This is a genomic window from Pauljensenia sp. C0170B4 (assembly GCF_056590235.1).
The window spans coordinates 166,410-189,081 of the sequence record NZ_JBWPVS010000002.1 but is presented as its reverse complement, the minus strand read 5'-3'; the positions used below and the strand labels follow the sequence as shown (position 1 = coordinate 189,081).

17 protein-coding genes are annotated in these 22,672 nt (G+C 57.3%); 9 read left to right on the top strand and 8 right to left on the bottom strand.

Annotation, left to right across the window (positions count from 1 at the left end):
- Window positions 1-50 precede the first annotated feature (50 nt).
- From AC1EJ1_RS03335 to AC1EJ1_RS03325, 3 genes are all read left to right on the top strand, one after another.
- Complete coding sequence (locus tag AC1EJ1_RS03335; protein WP_082628516.1) at window positions 51-344, top strand: PTS sugar transporter subunit IIB; 294 nt, start codon at window positions 51-53, stop codon at window positions 342-344.
- 52 nt (window positions 345-396) lie between these two features.
- Window positions 397-2,571, top strand: a complete 2,175-nt coding sequence (gene malQ / locus AC1EJ1_RS03330; RefSeq protein ID WP_285014090.1) for a 4-alpha-glucanotransferase — start codon at window positions 397-399, stop codon at window positions 2,569-2,571.
- A gap of 114 nt (window positions 2,572-2,685) precedes the next feature.
- The gene (locus AC1EJ1_RS03325) at window positions 2,686-3,129 is read left to right on the top strand and encodes a Dps family protein (RefSeq protein WP_285014089.1); all 444 of its coding nucleotides are present in this window, start codon (window positions 2,686-2,688) and stop codon (window positions 3,127-3,129) included.
- A gap of 26 nt (window positions 3,130-3,155) precedes the next feature.
- On the opposite strand, the gene AC1EJ1_RS03320 is transcribed toward AC1EJ1_RS03325, so the two are convergent.
- From AC1EJ1_RS03320 to AC1EJ1_RS03305, 4 genes are all read right to left on the bottom strand, one after another.
- A complete protein-coding gene (locus tag AC1EJ1_RS03320; protein ID WP_058236690.1) occupies window positions 3,156-3,626 on the bottom strand; it encodes a PTS sugar transporter subunit IIA in 471 nt (156 codons plus the stop codon).
- Window positions 3,623-3,853 (bottom strand): PTS sugar transporter subunit IIB, encoded by a 231-nt coding sequence (locus tag AC1EJ1_RS03315; RefSeq protein ID WP_058236691.1) that lies wholly within the window; start codon window positions 3,851-3,853, stop codon window positions 3,623-3,625. Before AC1EJ1_RS03315 ends, AC1EJ1_RS03320 begins: the two co-directional genes overlap by 4 nt.
- Window positions 3,854-4,016: 163 nt before the next feature.
- Entirely contained in the window at window positions 4,017-6,599 is a 2,583-nt protein-coding gene (gene pepN, locus AC1EJ1_RS03310; protein ID WP_480295324.1) for an aminopeptidase N, read from the bottom strand.
- Window positions 6,600-6,742: 143 nt separating this feature from the next.
- Window positions 6,743-8,755: a M13 family metallopeptidase gene (locus tag AC1EJ1_RS03305; protein ID WP_480295323.1), complete on the bottom strand. Its 2,013-nt coding sequence runs from the start codon at window positions 8,753-8,755 to the stop codon at window positions 6,743-6,745.
- Window positions 8,756-8,904: 149 nt separating this feature from the next.
- Between AC1EJ1_RS03305 and AC1EJ1_RS03300 the strand changes: the two genes are divergently transcribed.
- From AC1EJ1_RS03300 to AC1EJ1_RS03285, 4 genes are read left to right on the top strand one after another with little or no spacing between them, the layout of a single operon-like run.
- Window positions 8,905-10,227, top strand: a complete 1,323-nt coding sequence (locus tag AC1EJ1_RS03300; RefSeq protein ID WP_285014086.1) for a glycoside hydrolase family 125 protein — start codon at window positions 8,905-8,907, stop codon at window positions 10,225-10,227.
- Window positions 10,220-11,185, top strand: coding sequence for a carbohydrate ABC transporter permease (locus tag AC1EJ1_RS03295; RefSeq protein ID WP_285014085.1), 966 nt, complete (start codon window positions 10,220-10,222; stop codon window positions 11,183-11,185). The genes AC1EJ1_RS03300 and AC1EJ1_RS03295 overlap by 8 nt, the downstream gene beginning before the upstream one ends.
- Window positions 11,172-12,089, top strand: a complete 918-nt coding sequence (locus tag AC1EJ1_RS03290) for a carbohydrate ABC transporter permease (RefSeq protein WP_285014084.1) — start codon at window positions 11,172-11,174, stop codon at window positions 12,087-12,089. The genes AC1EJ1_RS03295 and AC1EJ1_RS03290 overlap by 14 nt, the downstream gene beginning before the upstream one ends.
- 35 nt (window positions 12,090-12,124) lie before the next feature.
- The gene (locus tag AC1EJ1_RS03285) at window positions 12,125-13,447 is read left to right on the top strand and encodes an ABC transporter substrate-binding protein (protein ID WP_285014083.1); all 1,323 of its coding nucleotides are present in this window, start codon (window positions 12,125-12,127) and stop codon (window positions 13,445-13,447) included.
- 79 nt (window positions 13,448-13,526) lie between these two features.
- Here AC1EJ1_RS03285 and AC1EJ1_RS03280 read toward each other — a convergent pair whose 3' ends face one another.
- The 4 genes from AC1EJ1_RS03280 to AC1EJ1_RS03265 form a co-directional block, all read right to left on the bottom strand.
- Window positions 13,527-14,612 carry a GntR family transcriptional regulator gene (locus AC1EJ1_RS03280; protein WP_285014082.1) on the bottom strand — a complete coding sequence of 362 codons (1,086 nt, stop codon included), beginning with the start codon at window positions 14,610-14,612 and terminating at the stop codon, window positions 13,527-13,529.
- Between the two features lie 83 nt (window positions 14,613-14,695).
- Window positions 14,696-16,234 (bottom strand): glycoside hydrolase family 76 protein, encoded by a 1,539-nt coding sequence (locus tag AC1EJ1_RS03275; RefSeq protein WP_285014081.1) that lies wholly within the window; start codon window positions 16,232-16,234, stop codon window positions 14,696-14,698.
- 121 nt (window positions 16,235-16,355) lie between these two features.
- Window positions 16,356-17,453, bottom strand: a complete 1,098-nt coding sequence (locus AC1EJ1_RS03270) for a GntR family transcriptional regulator (RefSeq protein ID WP_480295322.1) — start codon at window positions 17,451-17,453, stop codon at window positions 16,356-16,358.
- 80 nt (window positions 17,454-17,533) lie between these two features.
- Window positions 17,534-18,004 carry a hypothetical protein gene (locus AC1EJ1_RS03265; protein WP_285014079.1) on the bottom strand — a complete coding sequence of 157 codons (471 nt, stop codon included), beginning with the start codon at window positions 18,002-18,004 and terminating at the stop codon, window positions 17,534-17,536.
- Between the two features lie 331 nt (window positions 18,005-18,335).
- On the opposite strand from AC1EJ1_RS03265, the gene AC1EJ1_RS03260 reads away from it, so the two are divergent.
- The gene (locus tag AC1EJ1_RS03260; protein WP_285014078.1) at window positions 18,336-19,115 is read left to right on the top strand and encodes an SDR family oxidoreductase; all 780 of its coding nucleotides are present in this window, start codon (window positions 18,336-18,338) and stop codon (window positions 19,113-19,115) included.
- 289 nt (window positions 19,116-19,404) lie between these two features.
- Window positions 19,405-22,659 carry an isoleucine--tRNA ligase gene (ileS, locus tag AC1EJ1_RS03255; RefSeq protein ID WP_092648585.1) on the top strand — a complete coding sequence of 1,085 codons (3,255 nt, stop codon included), beginning with the start codon at window positions 19,405-19,407 and terminating at the stop codon, window positions 22,657-22,659.
- Window positions 22,660-22,672 lie beyond the last annotated feature (13 nt).

The following is a 22,672-nucleotide window of genomic DNA, read 5'->3' as shown; positions in this document are numbered from 1 at the left end:
ATTTTGTGCACAGCAGGTGCGCATCGTGGGCAATCTTCTACGATGGACACATGGTGCACAAAAATCGTCAGGCAGGCGTGGATCGCGAATGGACAGCTGAGCCATCCTTGCCGCAACGATGCCGGGAAATACTTCAGGGGCTGGGCGGATGCGACAACGTTGTCGATCTTGAACCGTGTGCATTGAGAATCCGCGTGCAGGTCCGCGACCAAGATAGCATCGATGAACACCTACTGAGACAACCGCCGGTTATCGCGGTGGTGCGCTCAGGCGATGTCGTGCAGCTGGTCACTGGAATAGATGCGGAACGTGTGATGGGCGAACTGCGTCAACTGTGTTCATGACGTGTACGATCGGTAGCAGTACCGCTGTGGATGAGATGAGTCGGAGACCTTCATGGATCTAGCTGCACCAGCACACACCGAGATTGACCTGCTGCGCTCGGTGGCCGAAGCCAATGGAGTGGCGACGCACTTTTGGGATTGGTATGGAAACCTTGTTGACGTCGAAGCCACATCTTTGCTGAAGGTTCTACACGCACTGGGATTGCCTCTCGATGAGGATTCCACCGTCCAGGACCTTCAACGCGCTGTTGAATTCACTGAGGATCAACACTGGTCCACGATCCTGCCTGACTGCACCGTTGTGCGCGAGCATTGCACCCGGGACGTACCCGTTCACGTGCCGCACGGCCGCAGGGTGACAGTCAGCTACGAACTCGAAAGTGGCGAGGGGGGACAGTGCCCCCAGCTCGACCGATGGGTGCCGCCACGTCAGATTGGCGATCAGCTGGTGGGACGTGCAACGTTCGAAATCCCAGCCTCACTGCCATTGGGATGGCACCGCCTTGTCGCAACCGTTGAGGGCGGAACAGTGTATTCCGCGCCGCTGATCGTCGTTCCCGACCGAATCGATCCACCTGCGCTGATGCAGTCCGATCAGCAGTGGGGCACCTCCGCGCAGTTTTATTCGGTACGTTCTGCCTCCTCGTGGGGTATCGGCGACACCGCGGATCTGCAGGACATCGTGTCGGTCAGTGCTGCGCACGGTGCGCAGTTTGTGCTGATTAACCCCGTTCACGCGTGTGCGCCCATCTCGCCATTGGAGAACTCGCCCTACCTGCCGGTGACACGCAGGTGGGTGAACCCGCTGTACATTCATCCTGAATCGCTGCCGGAATATGCGCAGTTGTCTGAACGGGACCGCAGCCGAGTTGATGCTCTGCGCGAGGAATCTTGGGGCGCATCACGCACGGATCTGATTGACCGTGACACTTCCTGGCGGGCGAAGGTTCAGGCACTCGCAATCATCCATGCGCAACCCATGCGCCCATCGCGCCGCGCACAGTTCCTCCGTTTCACGAACGAAGGAGGCGATGCGCTGGCGGACTTTTCCTTGTGGTGCGCGCTCATCGAAGCGTCCGGGTCGTTTGTGGCAGGCGATCTGGAGCGCGACGATAAGCCCTTGATTCCCGAGATGCTCACTGATACTGATCAGATTGAGCGCGCACGCTTTGAACTGGCTGACCGCATCGACTTTTATTCATGGTGTCAGTGGGTCGCCCTCGAACAGTTGCGAGATTCGCAGACCTTGGCCACCGAACTGGGCATGAGCATTGGCATTATGGCTGACCTGGCCGTTGGCGTTCACCCGAAAGGCTCCGACGTGTGGGCCACGCCGACGTTGTTTGCACCGGGAATGACGGTGGGAGCACCGCCGGATATGTATTCTCAGCAAGGCCAAAACTGGTCGCAGCCTCCGTGGTCTCCACGTGAGCTGGCGCGGTGCGGGTACCAACCGCTGCGCGACATGATTCGAACCGTGCTGTCCCATGCCGGAGCGGTGCGCATTGACCACATCATGGGATTGTTCAGACTGTGGTGGATTCCCGAGGGAGAGCCAGCTTCGCATGGAACATACGTGTCCTGCGACCACGAAGCGATGGTTGGCGTGCTGCTGCTTGAAGCCCAGCGCGCCGGAGCAGTGCTGATCGGTGAGGACCTTGGCACGGTTGAACCGTGGGTGCGCGGCTACCTCAATGATCGAGGAATCCTGGGAACATCGGTGCTGTGGTTCGAAAAGGAGGACTCTGGCTGGCCGCTGCATGCGGATCAATACCGGCGCGACGTTCTTGCGACAGTGAACACTCATGATCTGCCACCCACTTCGGGATACCTTGACGGCGTGCAGACCACGCTGCGTGACCAGTTGGGCTTACTGGTCGATCCTGTTGATGTGGTGCGCGCGGGGGAGGAAATCGAGCGCGAACGCATGCTGGTGCGTCTGCGCGAATACGGATTGTTGGACTCGCCAGAGCCCAGCAAGGAAGAAATCGTGACAGCTTTGCATCGCTTCATTACGATGACACCTTCGCGTCTGGTGGGTGTGGCATTGGTGGACGCTGTGGGAGATATCCGCCCTCAGAATCTACCGGGTACCAATACGGAATACCCGAACTGGTGTGTCCCGCTGTGCGATGGTTCGGGCAGGGAAGTCAGTACTGAGCGCCTGGCATCCGACCATCACATGACTGAACTGTTCGATGTGGTCAACGAGGCGTTGCCCAAGTAGGAGCGTTCGCGTTCGTACCGTCTTTGTCTGGCAGCGAACGTGGCAGCGGAAGTCTTTCAAATGAGGGTGCGCCCTTGTATGTTAGAAGAGTCACTGAGCAGAAAGGACTCCAAAATGGCTGAACAACTCGTGATCGATGCGCTCCAGCGCGCACTGGTGGACCTGACCGACCTGTCATTGCAGGCAAAGCAGTACCACTGGAATATTCGAGGCGATCGTTTCCGCGCTCTTCACCTGGCGCTCGATGAGATCGTCGATCAGGTACGTGAAGACCTCGACGAGGTTGCCGAACGTATTTCGACCCTGGGTGGTACTCCCGATGGCCGCGCCGCCACGGTTGCCAGGGACTCCGGAATCGGTGACGTGGCTGAAGGCACCATTTCGGTTGCCGACGCCTACAAGCAGATGGAAAGCAAGCTGATGGCTGCATCCGAGCGCATCAAGTCGGATCTTGAAAAGGTCGATGATGCCGATTCACTCAGTGGTGACATCCTGGTCGGTGCTGCACGCGGACTCGAAAAGCAGGCGTGGTTCCTGCGCGCCGCAATCGAGAAGTAAGGTAACAGGCGCTCATCACCGCACGTTCAGGCGGGGAGAATTTCAAACAGGAAATCTCCCGCTTGGACGTGCGTTCCATATTCAGCGTGTGACCCGATCATCGCGTCCGAGCTGTCCATGACAATGACGGGGGTGGTCAGGTCGAAACCACCGTCGACAAGATGCGCGGGCCTCCATGAAACAACTGGCTGAGCGGTCTCTACAGTGCTGTGGTCACCCTCGACGACCATGAATGACGAGGTGTCGGCCTTGACGGTATCGAGCCCCACGTGAACCAGAACAGCGGGGCCGTCGGCTGACCGGACGACAAATGCGTGGGGGAGAGCCTTAATGATTGTTCCCGCGATCGGACTGACCACGTCTGAGTGCCCATGCGCGGTCAAGGTATCGGGAATAATTGCCAGACCTGAGCCGACGATTTTCTCTGCGAAGACGGGGTCATTCACGTCAGATAAGGGAATCACTTGCCCAGCAAGTGGAGCAAGTACACGGGTCACTTGAGTTTCTCAATCTCCTCAACGATGCTGTCAGCCTGCGGCCCCATGACAACCTGGATGGACGTTCCCACCGACACGACACCAAAGGCGCCCGCATTCTTCAGGGCATCCTCATCCACGAGTTCTTCGTCACCAACCGAAACACGGATGCGGGTGATGCAGGCTTCGAGATCCTTGATATTGTCCCAACCGCCTAATGCTCCCAGTATTTGTTCTGCCTGGCCCATGGGGAACTCCTCTGAACGTCCTGTGTACTGATGCACTTACTCGAAGATTAACACGCACCAGCTGTTTACGGCCGGGCAACTGGCCGCTATGCAGACAAAATGTCGGTAGGGCTCATGATGGAGCCCTACCGACACTCGGTCGTTCAATTCGGAAGAGGAAGGGTTAGATGTCCGCTTTCTGTGCCGCCGTCATGCGCTCAACAACCGCGACGCGTTCACGAATAATACGCGTGAGTGCGGCAGAGACATCAGGATGATCGTTCATCCACTGGCGACCGCGTTCAGCCAAGTCGAGCCCATCAACGTAGCCTGCCAAGGCGGTCGGGAACATCAATGTGACGATGTCTTCGGCCATGTGGAAGGTGAACTCTGACCAGACCTTTTCGATCGAGGCGAAATAGTCGTCGACAAAAGCGGTGTAAGTATCCGGTGCAGTGTGTGCCTGAGCCCAGAAACCGGAGACCATTGCCCAGCGCGTATCGTTCGCGATTGACACGTTGTGCATGACTTCGTCCCACACGCGAGCCTTCACTTGCGGGTCTGCAACCGCTGCGCGAGCCTGAGCTGCGTGCTGCCGGCCTGTCATCGTGTCATCCGCCTGCTCACGTTCGGCAATATCTGCCTCTGAGGCGTGTCCGGTTCGGACCTGAGCGGTGAGCAAATCCCACATCACATCGACATCGAGATCAAGGCCGGACAAGGTCTGCTCGCCTGTGTACAGAGCCTTGATAGCACCCACCTGATCGTCGGTCACTGCGTGGCGGGCTGCCGCCTGGATCAGGATCTGCTGCTGGTCACTGCCGGACGCTGCCGAACGGGCCTGCAGGAGCAGGCGGCTGCCGACCATCGCTTGCGCGTCGGCACGATCAGCAGGAGCAACATAGCTCGACACTGCGGTGGCAATGTGTGCCAACGTCAGACGCAGCATCGACATATTGTCCTCGACGGGCAGCGCAGCAAGCGCCAGGTCGATGAAAGCGCGCGCAGGCATCTTGGCATCGCGCGTCATATCCCATGCAGAAGCCAGGATCACATTGCGCAGCAGAGAATCGGTGCACTGCGTGATATTTTCAGTGGCGAACGCAAGGGAGCGATCATCGAGGCGGATCTTCGCATAAGCCAGATCGCCATCATTAATAACAATGAGGTCGGGGCGAGGCTGGCCGACGACACTGCTGACCTCGGTCAGCTCACCGTCGACATTGAGCTCCTCGTGGAAAACCTGCTCAACAGGTGTCGTTCGGTTCGAGCCGGAATCATCCTGTGCGGCAGAACGCGAATAGCCTGCCACTGCTAGGCGGTGAGGACGCAGCGAGGAACCCGGCGTGAACGGCTCTTGGCGGATTGCCAGTCGAGTCATGCGGTCTTCGTCATCTGTTTCGACGACCGTGCTCAACGTGGTGATGCCCGCTTCTTCGAGCCATACGCGGGACCAATGGTCAAGGTCGCGTCCGGATGCTGCTTCGAGTTCGCCCAAAAGGTCATCCAGCGTTGCATTGTCGTAGGAGTGCTTGGTCAAATACTCGTGCAGCCCGGCGAAGAACTCGTCACGGCCGACGTAGGAGACTAGCTGACGAAGAACGGATGCACCCTTGGCGTAAGTGATGCCATCGAAGTTCACTTCCACGTCAGCAAGGTCGCGAATCTCAGCCTTGATCGGGTGGGTCGTGGGCATCTGGTCTTGACGCATACCCCAGTCTTTACGGGACATAAAGCCGGTCCAGGCGTCGGTGTATTCGGTTCCTTCTGCCAGGCAGTAGTGAGACATGAACTCAGCGAAAGACTCGTTGAGCCACAGGTCATTCCACCACTTCATGGTGACCAGATCACCGAACCACATATGAGCCAGTTCGTGCAGGATCGTATTGGCACGCTTCTCCAGGTCATCGTGGGTGGGGCGTGCACGGAAGATGTACTGATCGCGGAAGGTAATGCATCCGGCATTTTCCATCGCGCCTGCATTGTATTCGGGAACGAAAATCTGGTCGTACTTGGTGAAGGGGTAGGGGATACCGTAGTTGGCTTCATAGAATGCAAAGCCCTTGCGGGTGACGTCGATGACGCGGTCGGCGTCCAGGAATTCGCGCAACGAGGCGCGGCACCACACACCGAGCGGAATTTCGCGCCCATCACTGCTGGTCAGAGAATCAGTGACACCCTCGTACGGTCCGGCAATGATCGCCGTGATGTAGGTGGAAATACGCTGAGTTTCCTCAAAGTGATAGGTCCATTTTCCATCGCGTTCTTCCGGTGAGGGTGTGACGGAGTTGGAGAACACTTTCCACCCTTGCGGAACTGTCACGGTGAAGGTAAATGTTGCCTTGAGATCGGGCTGCTCGAAGGTTGCGAAGACTCGTCGGGCATCGGGAACTTCAAACTGCGAGTAGCAGTACGCCTTGTTATCAGCGGGGTCAACAAAGCGGTGCAGTCCCTCGCCGGTGTGCATGTACTGGCAGTCCGCGTCGACGATGAGCGTATTGGACTGAGCCAGTTCCTGCAGGTCGATGCGGTTGTCCTGATGTGCTCCGACTGACACGTCGCGTCCATTCAGCGTGATGGAATGGACATTGTTGGAGACCAGATCAACGAACGTTGAGGCGCCTTCAGTGGCATCAAAGCTCAAGGTGGTGCGGGAGCGGAAGTCAGTGTCACCGCACGTCAAATCCAGTTCAACGTCATAGTGGTGAACTGAGATTATGCGTGCCCGCTCAGCCGCTTCATCACGCGTGAGGTTAAGACCCGGCATTGAGTAGCCTTTCTCATGTAACTCAGGGATAGCGCAACAAGCGCATATGACAGTTCTTAGTCTTTCACTAATTGGACCCAAACGCCTAAGTGAGAGGCCACAAATGGCGTCGAATGCGTAAGAGGTTACATTTCAGGGGGCTGCTACGACCAGATTTCCACCCTCTGACTCGGATCTAACCACATGCCGTCCGACTCCGTGACATCGAATGTTGTCGCAAATTCCGGAAAATTGCGAAGCACCTGGTTGCATCGAAATTCTGCCGGCGAATGAGGGTCAATAACGAGCATCTGCTGGGCGAACTCGTCGCGCGACTTGGATCGCCAGATTCGAGCCCATGAGTAGAAGAATCGCTGCGGCCCGGTCAGGCCGTCGATAACGGGCGCATCTTCAGGGCGATCAATGCCCTGATCGCGAAGCGAAGCACACCACGCCCTCCACGCGATTGCCAGACCACCCAGATCTCCGATATTTTCACCGATGGTTAAGGCGCCGTTGACGTGTACCTCGGCGGGAGCTGCTTCTAGCTGGCGGGGGACAAGAGCCTCGTATTGTTCGATGAGGTGGTGCGTGCGCGATTCAAATTCGTTGCGATCTTCATCAGTCCACCAGTTACGCAGTGCGCCGTCTGCGTCGTAGCGCGATCCCTGGTCATCGAAACCATGTCCGATTTCGTGGCCAATGACGGCACCGATTGCACCGAAGTTCACTGCGGCATCAGCATCTGGATCAAAGAAGGGAGGCTGCAGGATAGCGGCGGGGAATACGATCTCGTTGAGTGACGGGTTGTAGTAGGCGTTCACCGTTTGAGGCGTCATAAACCATTCGTCGCGGTCCACCGGCCGTGACAGCTTGGCCCATTCATAGTCCAGTTCATATGCGTCTGCCTTGCGCACGTTGTCCACCAGTGACGCATTCTCATCAAGATCGAGACCTGAATAGTCACGCCATGTGTCGGGGTAGGCAATCTTGGGATTGAAGGTATCGAGCTTTGCCAGCGCCTTGGTGCGCGTCTCCTCGCTCATCCAGCTCAGTGTGGAAATAGACGTACGGTAGGCCTCCAACAGGCGTTGGACGAGTGCTTCCATCTGTTCCTTATAGTCAGCGGGGAAGTGTCGCTGAATATACAGGCGTCCCAGGGCGTCACCCAGTGTGCCCTCCACCAGGCCCAAACCGCGCTTCCATCGCTGTCGGAGTTCTTCGGTGCCGGCAAGCGTGCGTGAGTAGAAATCGAAATTGGCTTCAACGAACTCGTGTGACAGCAGTGAAGCGTGGGCGCTGATGATCTTGCGGCTCTGCCACAGTTTGAGCGTGCGCAGGTCCTCCGATGCCCACATCGACGCCGCGGTGGCCAGGTAATCAGGCTGATTGACGTTGACATTCGCGATTGATTCGAGTTGAAGGCCAACCTGTTGCGCCCAGTTACGCCAGTCGAAACCGGAATTGTCGTCAATGAGTTCCGAGACGGTGCGAGGGTTGGTTGTCTTGTGAGGATCTCGGTTTGTGACAGAATCCCAGTGGTGTGCGGCTAAGCGGGTCTCCCAGTCCATGACGCGCTGAGCGCATGAAGCAGCGTCGCCCTCGTCGTCGCCAATGTGGGCGAGGGTGAACAGGCGCTCAATGTGAGAGCAGTAGGCTTGGCGGATTGGCTCGTACTGGTCTTCGCGATAGAAGGATTCGTCCGGAAGACCCAAACCGGCCTGCTGGAAGTAGAGCATGTAGCGTGAGGTGTCATCGGTGTCGGTGTTGACGTAAGGCACAAAGAACGTGGAGATGCCTCCGCGCATGAGCTGGCCGGAGAGTGTGGCGAGCTCGTCGTGGGATGTCGTGGCGGCTACCGCCTCGAGCAGTGGAATGATGGGGGAGGCGCCCTGTTCCTCAATGCTGTCCTCATCCATGAATTGGCGGTACATGATGGCGATCTTGTGAGCATCCGGATCGTCGATGCGTCCGGCTAGCGCATCCTCAACAATGGCACGTCCACGCTCTTCAGACAGATCGCGCAGCGTGTAGAAGGCTCCATCGATGGGTCGATCAGCTGAAATGTTATGGGTCGCGAGCCAGGTTCCATTCACATGGCCGTAAAAGTCATCCTGTGGGCGAACGCTGGGATCGGTCAGGGACTGGTCGAGGACGTGTGCGAGAAGTTCAGTCATGTCTGACACTGTACGTGCCGACAAGGTGATCATCCAGTGAAAGGAGCTGAGACGCGCACACAATATGTATATGCAATACATACCTTGTGTTCATAATGCTATTAGGTCTATGCTGATTGATGTCATCACCACAAGTGAGGGAGAGCATAGTGGCTCGAGCAGATTCGACTTGGATGGAGCACATCATTGCCGCCGTGAAGGAGCGCGTTGATGCGCGCGTCGGCGAGGTTTTCGAGAACTGCTTCGTCAACACGCTCAGTTCGACAATTGAGCGTTACGACGACGGCAGCGCATTCGTTCTGACCGGTGACATTCCGGCGATGTGGTTGCGCGATTCCACATGGCAGATGATTCCGTACGTGCATTTCTCCAATGACTATCCCGAAATTGCCGAGCTGATCGGTGGGGTGCTTCAACGTCAGTTGATGTATATCGATATGGATCCGTACGCGAACGCCTTCAATGCCGAGCCCAATGGCGCCGGACATCACGACGATCTCACCGAGATGAGCCCGTGGATCTGGGAACGCAAGTACGAGGTTGACTCTCTGAGCGCTCCCTTGTTCCTAGCTGGACAGCTGTGGGACCGAACCCACGACGGCACGCATCTGGGTGGTCTGGAGAAGGCTCTGGAAACAATCGTCGATGTCTTTGTGCGCGAACAACGTCACGAAACATCTGACTACCGTTTTGAACGCCCCGGCGCTCAGGTAGCGACCGAGACTCTCTCCCACGGTGGAAAAGGTGCTCCGGTGGGGTACACCGGAATGACGTGGAGTGGATTCCGCCCCAGTGATGATGCGAACACCTACGGATACAACGTTCCAGGCAATGCATTTGCTGTGGTTGCTCTGCGAACGGCGGCCAGGGTTCTTGACGAGATGAATGCTGCAACTGGCGCCACCTCAAGTCCGGTTCTTTGTCGGGCTCGTGACCTGGCAGACCAGATCAGTGCAGGTATCTACGAGCATGGCGTCATTGAACATCCACAGTGGGGGAAGGTATTTGCCTATGAGGTCGATGGTCTGGGTCAGACTCTGGTCATGGATGACGCCAACATGCCCAGCTTGTTGTCGCTTCCATATGTTGGCTTCCTCGAAGTGGATGATCAGATTTACCTCAATACCCGAGCCATGGTGCTCTCCGATACCAACCCGTTCTACTTCAACGGGTCACGTGCGCAGGGAATTGGCAGCCCTCATACGCCGCACGAGTACATCTGGCCAATCGCATTGGCGGTGCAGGGACTGACAAGTATGTCAGGTCGTGAAGTTGACCAGATAATCGACACTCTGATTCACACAACGGGCGGAACTGGCCTGATGCATGAATCTTTCCATAAGGATGACGACGCCCTGTTTACCCGTGAGTGGTTCTCGTGGGCTAACGCCATGTTCTGCGAGTTGGTTCTGGCCTACTGCTCGCTTACCCAGTCGAACGATATTTCGAGAAAGGAGGCAAGCAATGGATGAGGCTCAGACAACGCAGGCAACCGCTTCTGCCAAAGAAGACGCGCCGGAGCGCAAGAAGAAAGACAGAGGAGCCAATCGCGATCTCAAAGCTGCTTTGGCGTTCATGGCTCCCGCAATCTGCGGTTTCAGCATTTTTGTTGTCTACCCGCTCATCAGTGCAGCCTATTTGTCACTGACACGGTACAACGGAATCACCCCGCCGGAATTTGTGGGTCTGCGGAACTTTGTCCGTATGTTCACCGCTGATCCGTCGTTCCTGAAGACGCTGTCGGCAACGGGATATCTGGTTCTTCTTTACGTACCCGCATCGATGGCACTCGGACTTGCTCTGGCAGTCTTTGTCAACGTCAGGCTTCCAGCCGTATCCGTGATCCGAACAATCTTGTACTTGCCGGCAGTTCTTCCTATCGTCGCCACGGTGACGCTGTGGAAATTCATTTTTGACCCGCAAGTCGGTCTGGCTAACCAGGTGCTGGGATTCTTTGGAATTCCACCAATTGCATGGCTGAGCAATGAGCACACAGCGATGCCGTCGATTGTGATCGTCATGCTGTGGGGCGTGGGGTCAACAATGATCATCCTGCTGGCAGCGTTGCAGGCAGTGCCCAACGAAATCTACGAGGCAGCCAAAGTTGATGGTGCGGGACCATTCCGCATCTTCTTTTCGATCACTCTGCCGTCGATTGTCCCGATCCTGATTCTCCAGTTCGTCATGCAGATGAACGGTGCTATGCAGACCTTCGTTCAGCCGCAGATCCTCACTGGTGGTGGTCCCAGCTGGGCGACGAATACACTCATGCTGTCGATCTACAACCACGGTTTCCCGCCGCTGGGACGAGTTCCGGAACTGGGATACGCGACCGCTCAGGTGTGGATTCTGTTCTTCCTGATCATTATCTGCCTGGTTTTCGCAGCTCGATTCACCAAAGCCTGGAGGTACGACGATGTCCAAGTATGAGCTGGTTGAAGCACCTGAACTCGTGACAAGTGTTGCGAAGAAGCCTCGGCGCACACATTTGAAGAAGCGTCCAGGGCGTGCGGTGATGTGGTATGCATGCGCAATTGTCGCGTGCTCCACGATGCTGCTTCCGTTGCTGTGGATGATCACGATCTCGTTGAAGTCGAATTCCACCGTCTTCGAAGTTCCGCCCTCATTCCTCCCGGATGAATGGGTCTGGTCCAACTTCATCGAAGGCCCACGAATCATCAAGTTCCCACGCCTGTTCGTCAATACGCTGATCATCTCCCTGCTCAGCACCTTCGGCGGCGTTCTGACCTCGATGATGGCTGGCTACGCGCTGGCACGCCTGCGCTTCAAGGGCCGCAGAGTGTTCTTCTACATCTTTGTTGGTTCCATGCTGCTGCCCGGAATTGTTGGCATCATCCCCCTGTTCCAGCTGTTCAGGGATATCGGATGGTATGACACGTGGTTCCCGCTGATCGTACCTGCATTCCTAGGTGGTAACCCACTCTTCATCTTCCTGGCTCGCCAGTACTTCCTAGCGATTCCCATGCAGATTGATGAATCTGCAAAGGTCGATGGAGCAGGACACATTCGAATCTTCTTTTCGATCATGTTGCCCATGACAAAGCCTGCTTGGATCGCAATGGTCATCATGGCCTTCCAGGGAGCATGGAACGATTATCTCAATCCACTCATCTACCTGAACTCCACTGACAAGTGGACACTGGCGCTGGGCATGTCATCATTCGTGTCCGGTTTCGCAAGTGAAGCTCCGGACTGGTCGAAGTACATGGCAACCAACCTGTTGTACATGCTTCCACCTCTTCTGATCTTCCTCTTCGCTCAGCGTTACTTCATTGAAGGCTTGAGCGCCCTCGGAAACACATCTCAAAAGTAGAAGTCCATTAACAGGAAATATGAAAGGAGTCGACGATGACAATCCGACGCACAGGACGGGGGATGGCCGCTATCGGCACAGCCATCGCCCTTCCGCTCACCATGGTTGCCTGCAGCTCAGGAGGCAGTGAATCCGGCGAAAGCGGTGAACCGCCCGCATCAGCTGAAGGCACCGTCAACTACATGACGTGGGAATCCATCGAAACCAACAACTTGTTCGACAAGATCGTGGCAGAAAAGTGGGACAACCCGGACATCACAATCAACCGTGTTGACGCACCTTCCGGCGACTACTCGCAGAAACTTGGTTCACTGGCTCAGGCCCAGAAACTGCCCGATATCTTCTGGTGCGGTAACGATACTGAGCAGCAGTACACCAAGATGGGAATCCTGACAGACTGGACCGACAAGATTGCGTCCGACTTTAAGGAAGGCGAGCTGGGCTTCCTCGATACGTGGAAGACTCCCGAGAACGGTATTGGCGGCCTGCCCTCACTGATTAACGTCACAGGTATCTGGTACAACCAGACGCTGTTTGAAGAAAACAACGTTCCTCTGCCCACGCAGGACTGGACGTGGGATGACCTCTACTCAGCTGCCGCCGCTTTGAAGGGTGCCGGCGGGTCAACCTACCCGCTGCTCCTTGATGGCCTGACCAGCACGAGTGGCCCGGTCGCGATGGGACAGTACGCGATGTCAGCAGGTGGCCAACCGTTTGTTGACGATGTCAACAATCCGACGAAAGCCGTGGCCGATGACAAATTCATGGAGGGCCTCGACAAGCTGGTGAAGGCCATTGGAGACGGCCTGGTGAATCCTCCGGACTTCAACCTGGACAACTCCACCTCACTGTTTGCTGCAGGCTCGCAGCCGATGATGTCGAGCGGCCAGTGGTTGGCTCAGTCATTCGGTAACGATGCGAAGGGCTTTGAGTGGGGATGGGCGCCGCTACCCAGCCAGTCCACTCCTGCCACGTTCTACGATGCAATCGGCATGTGCACACCTCAGAGCACGGCCAACGCTGATGATACCTGGGAAGTTGCCAAGTTCCTCGAAACTGAAGTGATTCCGGAAGTTATGGCACAAACACCCGTTGCACCTCCGGCATACGAGCCCGGGCGTCAGGGCTATCTGGATTCGATCAAGGATCTTGCCGGCTCGACGATCTCAGACACCCTGGAATACTCACTGGGCGTTGAGAACACCACAGGCGTTCGCCTGACAACCACGTGGGCATCGCAGGCTGGTGACCTGGCAGTACAGGTGTGGACACCGATCCTCAAGGGTGAAAAGCCAATCGAGGAAGTGTCCGAATACGTTGACGGCGTCAACCAGTTGATCGAAACTGGCGGTCAGTAAACGTCACAAGATAAGAGCCTCCGGAGTTCGCTCCGGAGGCTCTTTCTTTTTCTTTGTTTTGTGCGTGGCGCCGGTTCAATTAGATCGGACGAACAGAGTTGCCCGGTACGAGAGTGGTAGGGAGCACAATCTTGTCAGCAGTTGCCCCGCCATCGATTTGCTGCAAGGTCACGTCCAGGGCGCGCGCCCCGATCTCTTCTTGCTGCTGAGCAATGTGTGTCAGCTGTGGCGTGGAGCCCAGAGTTTCGAAAGGCTGCTCGTCAAAGCACACGAGCGACAGGTCGCGGGGAATGGACTTGCCGAGGTTGGCTAACGCTTCTTCAAGGAGCACCGCGATAGCAAATTCACATGCAACCGCAGATGTGACTTCAGGGTGGTTGCGAAGGAACGACCCGATACGCTTGATATCGTCCTTCCGTGTTCCTGCGTTGCCTGGCGTCGTGGACGTGATCTGATCGCATGCGAGCGATTCATCCAAAGCGACATCGTTGACGGCATGGGCAGCCACCCACCCGCGGTGACGGTCGGCATTCGAGGTCAGTGACCTGCTGGCACCAAAGAGAGCTATGTGGCGGTGCCCGGCTTCAATCAGACATGTGGTGGCCTGGATGCCAGCATTCATGTGATCTGATGTGACTGCGGCTACAGGGATCGAGTCGTAGCGTCGGTCGATGATGGTCAGCGGATATTCGGCGCTGACAAGTTTGAGTACCGATGAATCAATCATCTGCGAGCTGGATGGCAGCAGGATCAGGCCACGGGCTCCTATGCCCAGCGCGCGTTTAATCGCCTCGCGCTCTTTCTTGGTGTCGCCGCCGGTCCGCATCAACATGATGTGCGCACGGTCCTGAGCGCGGTCGAGGACACCCTCGACAATGCGGGTGCCGAACGCATCGTTGAAGCTGGTCATAATGAGAGCCACGACGGGATCTTTGGAGGCGGGTGAGACCTGCTGGGGTGACTGTGCGATGACCGTCGTGCCGACGCGTGGGCGTCGACGAACAAAGCCATCATCTCGAAGCATGCTCAGAGCGCGCCGAATCGTAATGGAGGAAACTTCGTACTTGTCGCGCAGCACCGATTCTCGTGGAAGCGTGGAACCTATGGGAATCTCTCCGCTCTCAATTGCGGCCCGTAGATCGTCATAGACGCGTTGATACAGCACTGCTGCGCGCTCCCTTCACGAAAGGTGACAGGCCAGTGACGTGCGAAGAGCGCCGTCACCAGCCTGTCACAATTTTGCGTTGACTAGCCCTTCTCGATTGTGATCGAGTCGATGTTGGCATAGTTCGTTGCAACGAGCCGATCAAACTTCAGCTCGACAGTATTTGTCCCGGGTACCAGCAGTACGGGGATTGACACGGTCTGCCAGTCCTGCCATCCGTCGGTGGCAGGCATCTGTGCACTGACAGCGGGGAAACCGTTGACCAGAACGGCTCGCGCAGCATCGCCATTTCCTGCTGCATAGCGAATATTCAGGCGGTGCAGTCCGCCCCACTTCGACTGGAAGGCAACTGTGGCTGATGTGTCGACCGAGTTCCACCCGGCCAGGTAGCCGCGGCCTGTGTACTCGCCATTGGCCTCGGTGTCGATGCCATCATGAGCTCCGTTTTCAATTTCGATTGTTCCGACTTCAGGGAATGGAACATGGGTGAAACCAGGTTGCGCTTGATGGACGATGGACACTGCAGATGCGGCGCTCACTGACGCGCGTGCTTCCGTGATGAGCAGGGGAGCCTTGAAGGCCCAGTCTGTCCATCCGATCGAGTTCAGGCCAGTGTTTTGAGCCGCGGCCCTGGCGTTGACACTGAGGAAGTTCTCATAGGAGTCATCGCCGGTGACGTTGATGTAGTCCCGCAGGTGGCGGGTGAAAATCGCCTTGAACGCCTGGCCGTCGCCGCCCCGCTCTCCAGTGAAGATGCCACCTATGGTCAGATTATCGATCGCCCAGTCAAATGCTGCGCGAGCCTCGTTGAGGTATTTTTCATCGTTGGTGATCTGGTACAGGCGGGTAGCCGCAGCGGCAAATGCGCCGTTGTTGTAGGTGAAGTCCCAGGAGTTAACGACGCCGTCCTCCTTGATGTTGTCTTTCAGATGTCCGCCGTTGAAGAAGACTTCTTCAAGGAAAGCGATCAGACGCTGCGCGATGTCCTTGTACGTGCTGTCAGCGGTAGCCATGTACAGTTCAGCTGCAATCCAGGCAGCCGTTCCATTGGTGGCAACGTTCTTTTCATTGCGGTAGGGGTTGCCGACATTGGTGTTCTTCCACCAGATGCCGCCTCCGAAATGGTCATCTTCGAACTGCGAGATAAAGTCGAAGATCGATACGGCTTCTGTCAGGTATTTGTCGTCACCGGTGAGTTTCCATGCGCGGATGGCGCCCTGCGCCCACCAGCCCATGTCGTCGTTGTATTCGTTGCGTGAAAAGTCAGGGTAGAAGGCCCGCCAGCCGTCGAAGACCTGATCGATCATCTGTCGCGACTGGTCATCGCCCACTCGCTCGTAACGATCCATCACGGTGTTCCACAGCTGAGCTTCCCACCAGTAATCGGTGTACAGACCGTTCCTGGGGCCGGCATGGTGTCCGGCGTGAACGTGGCGGTCTGAATAGGTATAGAAGTATTGGGCTTCTGGATCCCAGTACTTGTCGATGAAGGCGTTCCACATTTTCGTAGCCTTGTCGGGGATTGCCGGCGCAGCCTGCGTCGGCGCACTCACGCAGAAAACGGCGAGAAGGGCTGCGATAATCGGTGCGGTCAGGAAGCGGACGATCTTGCGTATTCTCATTGTTCACCCTCGAATCAATGCGTATTTGGAGATCATGATGATTGATCGAAATATGTGCAATATACAGTGACACTGATCCCACCGTCTGTCAAGGGGTTCAGTAAAATCGTCGCGTTGAGAACTAGTCGTTCAAGCGAGCGACTGTGTCGCCTTCCACCAGTGTCAACGGCAAAGAAATCTTCTCCGTGGACGCGCCTTCGCGAATCTGCTGGATCGTTGTTTCAACAGCCAGTCGACCCAGTTCCTCCTGCTCCTGCTTCATATGAGTGAAGCGTGACAGTGTGTGGTCGAAACCAGCTGGACGGTGATCAAAGCAGATAATTGACTTATCCTCGGGAATGCGCAGACCCATGTCGTCGAGGGTGTCACGCAAGATTAGCGCAATATTGTATTCGCACGCGACGAACGCAGTGACCTCCTGGTGCTGCTCAATAAAGGCGCGCAACTCAACCTGATCGTCTTCCACCGACACGTTCGTGCCCGGTGTGGTCGAACGAATCTCGTGATAGGACAGTGACTGATCCAGGCTGATATGGCGCAGTGCGTGTGCCTTAACCCAGCCGGAGTGGCGATCGGCATTGGATGTAACCGTTCGTGGCGCACCGATAATGGCAACATGGCGGTGACCTGCATCAAAGAGATACTCCGTTGCCGTAATGGCGCCCGCCTCGTGGTCCGAGCTCACCGCAGCTACCGGAATTGTCTGATAGTGGCGGTCAAGGATCGTCAACGGGAAGTGCTCTCCGACAAGCTTGAGGACGACCGGACTGATCATCTTCGAAATGAGTGGCATCAGGATAATGCCCTGCGCGCCCGCCCGGATCACCGATTGAATCGCTTCGGTTTCGCGGCCAGCCTCGCCTCGCGTCAACTTGACGATCAGATTCGCGGTCCCAAAGGACGCCTCAAATGCTCCGGTCAGGATATGCGCACCGAACGCCTCGTCGAAATTCGTGACAATCAGGCCGATCAGCGGTTCTTTCTGCCCTTCGCGAGGGCGGGTCGGAGTGTTCGACACGACCGTGGTCCCGATGCGAGGCTGACGCGTGATGAAGCCATCCTCGCGCAGCATATCCAGTGCGCGGCGAATGGTGATGGAACTGACGGAATAGTGCTCACGCAGCTGAGCTTCGCGGGGAAGGCGTGAGCCGATCTTCAAATCACCACGGACGATGCGGTTCCGAATGTCATCGTAGACCCGTTGATATAAAGCACTCACGGAGCGTCCTATCCCGTTGATTTTAAAAAGTATTCTTATTGAGTATAGCGAGCTGCAGGGAGACCCTTTGAAGGTTCGCTCTATTCTAGCTCACTGCCGCTGTGAACAGTCCAACCACGAGGCGCAACCAGCGGGACGCACAGGGCAAAGACCAGTGGCACGACCGCGCTGATCAATAGGGCAACACGTAATCCCGACCCGCCATCGTCAGGAAGAAACCGTGCGACCGGCTCGAGGAAACCGGACGATGCTGCAGCAAGCTGACCTGCCGCACCGGGCCCCAGCGCACCGCCCGCATCACTTGCGAGCGCCAGTACCGCGAACATTGCCGCACTCCGGCGGGGAAACGAGCCGCGGTCAATGAGGAAAACGGGCATCCCGAGTAGTGATTTCACGAGTGTGCGATCATCGTCGGCCACAGTGGGCGGCAAGGGGACACGCAGAAAGAGCAGAAGATTCACGGCAGGAATGACCGCCCACAGCAGTGGCAGCAGTGACCAGTACTGCGTGCCGATAAGCGAGATGAGAGCTGTCGTACGGATCGGACGCAACCTGGGGGAGTACCGCCAGTAGCACAAGGCCGACCGTCGCTGCCGCGTGGGCGCATACCATAGGCGGCCTGTAGCCGACCTTGTCCACGATGAACATCGCGACGAAATCAGTGAGCAATTGGATGCCAAAGTTAAACGATGACAGGATTGCCAGCTGTGCGACGGAAATATCGAGCTACTCGTTAAAGATGACGAACAGCAGGGGAGCCAGGTTGTTGATGACCGCGTGGACAACGTAGCCCGTATAACAGGCGCGCACAGTGGTCCGCTCACTGAATTGACGCGATGCCATCGGACCTCCTTTCGTGTCCGAAGAGACCATAATGGAGTTATGACAACTTCACCATCTGCAGGCCAGCCCGCGCGCCGCGCAATCGTGACGGGCGCATCCAGTGGCATCGGACAGGAAACAGTTCGCCAGCTTCGTGACCGTAACTGGGAGATCATTGCTGTTGCCAGACGCGGTGACCGTCTGAAAGATCTTGCACACGAATGCGGATGCATTCCCTTCGCTGCAGACCTGGTGGATGAAGGCCAGGTTGACGCTCTGGCTAGGTTCGCTGACGAGATAGGTGCGGTGGATGCCCTCGTCAATTGTGCTGGAGGGGCCAGAGGGGTTGAAACGATCGCTGACGCCGTTGTGGACAAGTGGCAGCACATGTTCGACATCAATGTGAAGACCACGCTGCAACTGACCCGGGCACTGCTGCCACAGATGCGTGAGCGCGGCGGCGACATCGTCTTCCTGACATCGACAGCCGCCCATGACACCTATCCCGGCGGGGGAGGATATGTGGCCGCCAAACACGCCGAACGTATCATTGCCAATACTCTGCGCATTGAATTAGTAGGCGAGCCGGTACGGATCATTGAGATCGCACCTGGCATGGTCAAAACGGAGGAATTCTCCCTGCGTCGCCTGGAGTCACAGGAAGCCGCCGATTCGGTGTACGAGGGCGTCGCGGAGCCACTGACAGCTGCTGACATTGCAGATGCGATTGTATGGACCCTGACCAGGCCCTCGCATGTCAACATCGATTCGATGATTATCCGCCCACGCGCCCAAGCCAGCAATACGCTTGTCGCCCGCGAAACAGACGGGTCGAATTAGGGCAAACGCCACATGGACGCGCATGAGCCTTGCGCCTCAAGTCGGCTACTATTGGCAGTGGCGATGATCCGACCCGGAAATTCCGGGATATCAGCGGGGAGTCTTCTGGAAGAACGAGGCTTCGGCCTTCAGTAGAACCGGACGGGTGGGCCCGACACAGCCCCAAACGAGTGGTCGCTCGGGGATCCTGATAACGGAGCGCGAGCGTCAAACGGGGTGGTACCGCGGAAGCTGGCGACGCCAGGATCCGTCCCTGTATTGCTACGCAGGAGACGAAACGAGGACCATCATGGCGCAGGGACATTACCCTCTGAACGGGAACACCCATCCAACCGGTAACCCCTCTTTCCCAGATATGGAAGAGGCGACTCTCAAGTACTGGGATGAGCACGATATTTTCGCCAAGTCCGTCAATGAGCGTGCTGCGGGCAATCGCGGCGACAATGAATTCGTCTTCTATGATGGTCCGCCCTTTGCCAACGGCCTGCCACACTACGGCCACCTGTTGACCGGCTACATCAAGGACATCGTCGGCCGCTACCAGACGATGCTGGGGCATCGCGTGGAGCGACGCTTCGGATGGGATACACACGGCCTGCCCGCCGAGCTGGAAGCACAGCGCCTGCTCGGTATCGACGACGTTTCCGAAATCACCAAACCAGGCGGACTGGGCATCGAAAAGTTCAACGCTGAATGCCGATCCTCCGTCCTGCGCTACACGGATGAATGGCAGGACTACGTGACGCGCCAGGCACGCTGGGTCGACTTCGACGACGACTACAAGACTCTTGACATCACCTACATGGAATCGGTGCTGTGGGCGTTCAAGACGCTGTATGACAAGGGTTTGGCATATGAGGGATACCGCGTGCTGCCGTACTGCTGGCACGATCGCACCCCGCTGTCGAACCACGAACTGAAGATGGATGACGACGTCTATCAGGACCGCACCGACCAGTCGGTCACCGTCGGCTTACGCATGGAAAGCGGCGAGCTGGCCCTGATCTGGACAACAACCCCGTGGACACTGCCTTCCAATCTCGCCATCACTGTTGGGCCGGACATCGAATACGTTACGGTTGTTCCTCAGGAAGGCGAACTGGCGGGTGAACGCGTCATCATCGCGCATGACTTGCTGGCGTCCTACAGCAAGGAACTGGGCGAAGGTCCGACGATCGAAGCCACCTATCCTGGCTCTGAGCTGGTCGGACGGCGCTATGCACCGATTTTTGACTACTTCGATACCGATGAACGCCGCGCTGAAGGCCAGACGCCCGGACCGAACGCATGGACCATCATCGCTGGCGACTTCGTCACCACTGAGGACGGCACCGGCCTGGTGCACACAGCACCGGCATTTGGTGAAGACGACATGATCGCCTGTCAGGAAGTCGGCATCAGGCCTGTCGTCCCTGTCGATGAGGCAGGATGCTTCACCTTTGAGGTGCCCGACTACGAAGGCGTGCAGGTGTTCGACGCGAACAAACTCGTGCTGGCTCACCTGCGCGAACAATCAGGGCCCATCGCACGTCGCCCTGAAGAGGTGCGTGCGAAGATGGTGCGTCAATCCTCATTCACCCACTCCTACCCACACTGCTGGCGCTGCCGTAAACCGTTGATCTACAAGGCGGTCAGTTCATGGTTCGTCAAGGTCAGTGCTTTCCGTGACCGAATGGTGGAGCTCAACCAGCAGATCACATGGGTACCTGAGCACACCAAGGACGGGATCTTCGGAAACTGGCTGGCCGGCGCCCGCGACTGGTCCATTTCGCGTAACCGCTTCTGGGGTGCGCCGATCCCCGTGTGGGTCTCAGATAATCCGGAATACCCCCGCGTTGACGTCTACGGCTCGATTGCGGACCTCGAAGCTGATTTTGGGGTCGAGGTCACCGATCTGCACCGCCCATTCATCGACACGCTGACGCGACCAAACCCCGACGACCCGACCGGCACATCCACAATGCACCGCATCAGCGATGTGTTCGACTGCTGGTTCGAGTCGGGCTCCATGCCGTACGCCCAGGTGCACTACCCGTTTGAAAACCGCGACTGGTTCGAAAGCCACTACCCGGGCGACTTTATTGTCGAGTACATCGGGCAGACCCGCGGCTGGTTCTACACACTTCATGTTCTGGCCACCGCACTGTTTGACCGGCCCGCATTCACGCACTGCGTCTCCCACGGAATCGTGCTGGGCGACGATGGCCGCAAGATGAGCAAGTCCTTGCGCAACTTCCCGGACGTCAACCGCGTCTTCGATGAGTACGGGTCCGACGCGATGCGGTGGTTCCTCATGAGCTCACCGGTTGTGCGCGGCGGTAACCTCATTGTTCACGAGGGTGGCATCCGCGACACGGTGCGCCAGATCCTGCTTCCTCTGTGGAATGCCTACCACTTCCTCGCCCTGTACGCAGGTGCGTCCGATCATGGCAATGGATATGTGGCTGAGCCGCTGGCCTTGGACGATCCGAAAGTGCTTGACGGCCTCGACGTCATGGATCGCTACCTGCTGGCACGCACCCAGTCACTGGCTGACGCTGTTCGCACCGCTTTGGATGCGTACGATATCGGCACGGCGTGTTCACTGGTTCAGGATCATATGGATGTTCTGACGAACTGGTATGTGCGCACTCAGCGTCAGCGCTTCTGGGATGAAGATGCGCGCGCATGTGACACATTGTCATCAGCCCTGGTGACCCTGTGCGAGGTTACTGCCCCGTTGTTGCCCCTGCTGACCGAGGAAATCTGGCGGGCACTCACAGGTGGAGAATCGGTCCACTTGCAGGACTGGCCGACAATGCCCGAGGCAGTGCGCAACGACGAACTGGTCGCCGTGATGGATGCAGTGCGTCAGGCCGTATCAGGTGCTCACGCATTGCGCAAGACGCATAATCTGCGCGTGCGCCAGCCTCTGCGTCAGCTTTCCGTCGTCTCGGAGGCGGCGCCCTCCCTTGAACCCTTCGCTTCCCTCATTGCCAGTGAAGTGAACGTCAAGAACGTCACTTTAGTGGATCCGGATCACTCCGGTCTGAAAGTGACGACGCAACTGGCATTGAATCCTCGCGAATTCGCCCCCGAGGTCCGTAAGGTCACCTCCCAGCTTTTCGCAGCCCACAAGCAGGGGCAGTGGGAGCTGGACGAATCAGGTCAGACTGTGACGTTCCCCAACGTCGAGGTGGGCGGGCAGCCCGTTCAACTGGGCGAGGGACAGTTCTCTGTGTCGACTACCGTCGAAGCATCAGAAGGTGAGGTTGCATCCGTTCTGGCTGACGGCACAGTGGTCGTCCTCGACACGGACATCACCGCCGAACTTGCTGCCGAGGGATACGCGCGCGACGTCATCCGCATCGTACAGGACGAGCGCAAGCGAGAGGATCTGAATATTTCAGACCGCATCGACCTGGAGCTGACCGTGCCAGAGGAACACGTGGCGGATGCGGAAACGCATCGAGACATGATCGCGCACGAAACACTGTCGCTGTCCGTTTCCATCGTTCCAGGCGATACGCTGGCAGCGCACGTCAGCGTGCACGCAGACAACTGAAGGAGAACCCTGT

Bases quoted from the DNA above. Each gene is read 5' to 3' on its own strand.
- AC1EJ1_RS03315 (WP_058236691.1), bottom strand. From the start codon at position 3,853: ATGGGCCAGGCAGAACAAATACTGGGAGCATTAGGCGGTTGGGACAAT.
- AC1EJ1_RS03295 (WP_285014085.1), top strand. From the start codon at position 10,220: ATGGATGAGGCTCAGACAACGCAGGCAACCGCTTCTGCCAAAGAAGAC.
- malQ (WP_285014090.1), top strand. From the start codon at position 397: ATGGATCTAGCTGCACCAGCACACACCGAGATTGACCTGCTGCGCTCG.
- AC1EJ1_RS03260 (WP_285014078.1), top strand. From the start codon at position 18,336: ATGACAACTTCACCATCTGCAGGCCAGCCCGCGCGCCGCGCAATCGTG.
- AC1EJ1_RS03325 (WP_285014089.1), top strand. From the start codon at position 2,686: ATGGCTGAACAACTCGTGATCGATGCGCTCCAGCGCGCACTGGTGGAC.
- ileS (WP_092648585.1), top strand. From the start codon at position 19,405: ATGGCGCAGGGACATTACCCTCTGAACGGGAACACCCATCCAACCGGT.
- AC1EJ1_RS03285 (WP_285014083.1), top strand. From the start codon at position 12,125: ATGACAATCCGACGCACAGGACGGGGGATGGCCGCTATCGGCACAGCC.
- AC1EJ1_RS03290 (WP_285014084.1), top strand. From the start codon at position 11,172: ATGTCCAAGTATGAGCTGGTTGAAGCACCTGAACTCGTGACAAGTGTT.
- AC1EJ1_RS03305 (WP_480295323.1), bottom strand. From the start codon at position 8,755: ATGACTGAACTTCTCGCACACGTCCTCGACCAGTCCCTGACCGATCCC.
- AC1EJ1_RS03275 (WP_285014081.1), bottom strand. From the start codon at position 16,234: ATGAGAATACGCAAGATCGTCCGCTTCCTGACCGCACCGATTATCGCA.
- AC1EJ1_RS03335 (WP_082628516.1), top strand. From the start codon at position 51: ATGGTGCACAAAAATCGTCAGGCAGGCGTGGATCGCGAATGGACAGCT.
- pepN (WP_480295324.1), bottom strand. From the start codon at position 6,599: ATGCCGGGTCTTAACCTCACGCGTGATGAAGCGGCTGAGCGGGCACGC.